Annotated in this window: 1 protein-coding gene and 1 pseudogene; both read right to left on the bottom strand. The window is 76.0% G+C overall.

Translation table 11 applies throughout. The features are described 5' to 3' along the window. Nucleotides 1-926, bottom strand: a pseudogene (locus OUY22_RS36490) (chromosome partitioning protein ParA); the annotation flags it as partial. A 154-nt stretch (nucleotides 927-1,080) separates the two neighbouring features. Beyond that, a partial coding sequence (locus tag OUY22_RS36485) for a helix-turn-helix domain-containing protein (protein ID WP_270159887.1) occupies nucleotides 1,081-2,236 on the bottom strand: 1,156 nt, incomplete at its 5' end.

The raw sequence follows: 2,236 nt of genomic DNA, 5'->3' as shown, positions 1-2,236 counted from the left end.
CCCTGCCAGCACCGCAGCGCCCCGGCCAGCCGTATCCTGGCCTGGTCGCGCCGGTCGAACGTGGCCAGCAGCGACCGCGACTCGGCCTCGAACTCCGCCAGCCGCTCCGCCGCCTGCGCGGCCCGCACCCGCTTGGCGTGCTCGTCGCGCCGCGCCTCCCGCTCCTGCTCCAGCTCGGCGTCCAGCCCGGTCAGCGCCGCGATCGCCTCGAACACCCGCTCAGGGGAGATCTCGTTCAGCGGCTGTGACAGCAGGTTGGTGGCGACCTTGCTGCGCACGCTCGTCGACAGGAAGGACACGCACCGCACGCGGTCGCCGTAGAGGACCTTGGTGAGGTCGCGCGCCACCACGTCACGCCGCCCGGCGGACCGGGGCAGCGACGCCCAGATCTCGTCGGCCCGCGCCACCCGTCCGGCCTCCGACGACGCGGCCGCCAGCCGCACGCCCTCCCGCCAGCGGATCTCCAGGTGGGGCGCCTCCTGGTTGACCCGCAGCCAGACGGTCAGCGGCGCGTCGGGCCGTCCGGCCACCCCGAACAGCTCCCCGTCGTCGTCAGCCGGATCCACCGTGCAGGCGTCGAGGCTCCCGCCGCCGGACGCGGGGGCGAACACGCCGACGATGTAGCCGTGGCCGGCGCTCGCCCACTGGCGCGCCCCGGCGCCGCTGGCCAGCTCCGCGTTGAACAGCAGCTCGGACACCGCCTTGGCGCCCGAGGCGAACCGCCACTGCTCGTCACCGAGCAGCGCCGTGATCGACGCGATGAACGACGACTTGCCGGCGCCGTTGGAGTCCTTGGGCCCGGCCCCCGCCACGACGATCAGCGTGCCGGGCACGACGGGCACCGGATGGGTGGACAGCCGTGAGATGTTGACCGCCTGCACGGCGATCAGCACCCGATCCCCGACGATGTTCTCCACCTGCGCCACCGCTACCCCCGTCCTCCTTCCACCGGCCACCGCACCACGGCGTGCACCGCTCTCCCCGCCATCACCGGACCCCGCCGGCTCACCGGACCCCGCCGGCTCACCGGACCCTGCCGGCTCACCGGACCCTGCCGGCTCACCGGACCACGGCCCGGGGTCACCGGGCCGCCCTGCGGGCGCGGACCGCAGCCGCCAGGGGCGTGTCGGGGCCCGCCGCCAGGATGAGCTCCTCCTGCAACCGCCTGCGCGCCTCAGGCGTGAGGCGGTGGAACTGCGGGCCGGGGACGTAGCCGCCCGCCTCCTCGCCCGCCTTGACCTGCGTCACCAGCCCGGCATGACGCAGCGCGCGAAGCGCCGACTCCAGCTCGCCGATCGGGAGCTGGGTGTGCCGCCGCAGCTCGTCGGCCGGGGTCGGGTGGGGCGACAGCCAGGAGTCCTCCGGCAGCAGGCCCTCGGCACGCGGGATGGCCACCGAATGCACCAGCACCAGGGTCAGCACGGCCCGCTCGCTCTCGCCCGGCCCGCCTCCCGGCGACCGGTCGCGGACGAGCTCGTCGGCGTAGCCCGAGATCCACCGCTCGCGCTGCTGGACGAGCGTGCGACCGCGACGCGAGAGCATCTCGGCGAGGGTGCGCCGCAGCGCCGGATCGCGCAACGCCGCGAACCTCGCCTCCTGCACGGGCTCGGCGGCGTGCTCCACCACCATGAAGGCGGACACCAGCTCGGCCCTGCGGCGCTCGTCGTACGTGCTCAGCAGGTCGTCGAACTCGGGCGCTCCCGGCTCCGCCCGGCTCCCCGCGGCCGGATCGGGCCCGGCGGCCTCCGGCGAACCGGTGTCCGGACCCGCGCCGGGCATGACCCGGCGCTCCGGCAGGGCGGCGGCGACCAGGCCGGCGTCGGGGACGACCGGCAGGGCGCGGCGCTCCGGGTCGGGGATGCGGCGCACCAGGTCCTTCAGCACCGCGTGGGACTCCGCCGGCCACAGCGCGCACCGGGGGCCGAGCGAGACGATGCCGTCGGCCAGCACCGCCCACGACGAGTCGTGCAGCCGGCGCAGCGCGCCGATCGCCCAGTTGCGCATGAGGTCGTCGGTGCGGCCGATCAGCGCGCGGTAGGTGTCGAGCACCCGCTCCAGCGGCGCCGGCTCACCCGGCCACGGGTCGGCCGACGGGTCGTCCCAGCAGCACTTGAGGACCGCTGCCAGCACCCGGCGCGTCTCGCCGGCCCGCTCCACCGGCATGGGCGCCACCTGGTGCTCCTCCAGCAGCGACGGCGTCGCCCCGTCGGGCCACACCGGCAGCGCCAGGCCCGTG

The sequence above is a fragment of the Nonomuraea corallina genome (assembly GCF_027620315.1).
GTDB classification, from domain to species: domain Bacteria; phylum Actinomycetota; class Actinomycetes; order Streptosporangiales; family Streptosporangiaceae; genus Nonomuraea; species Nonomuraea corallina.
Note: the sequence above shows the minus strand (reverse complement) of the source record. Positions and strands in the feature narration are given on the sequence as shown.